The 241-nt window shown below is 47.7% G+C and carries 1 pseudogene; it reads right to left on the bottom strand.

Features of this window, described 5'->3' with window-relative positions:
- Positions 1 to 216: pseudogene (locus ACOCD2_RS24965) on the bottom strand (hypothetical protein); the annotation flags it as partial.
- Positions 217 to 241: the final 25 nt, after the last annotated feature.

The following is a 241-nucleotide window of genomic DNA, read 5'->3' as shown; positions in this document are numbered from 1 at the left end:
GGTTTGTTGCCAGGCCTCTTTCAAGCCCCAGGAGAGTTTCAGTTGATTGAACATCGATTCAATCGACCAGCGTTCTCCATAGGCTTCGATGATCTGTTCCGGGGTCAGCTTGGCATCGGTCCTCAATAATAAATGCGCTTTTTTCCAGTGGCCACTTTCACTCTTGAATTCACACCACACAACACGTACTAAACGTCCCCCAAGAAAATGGGCCATTAACACTTTACTCCGATAACGCACC

Source organism: Thiolapillus sp., assembly GCF_048562965.1.
In the GTDB taxonomy this organism is placed as follows: domain Bacteria; phylum Pseudomonadota; class Gammaproteobacteria; order Chromatiales; family Chromatiaceae; genus Thiolapillus; species Thiolapillus brandeum_A.
The sequence above is the reverse complement of the archived record's forward strand: the minus strand, read 5'-3'. Positions and strand labels throughout refer to the sequence as shown.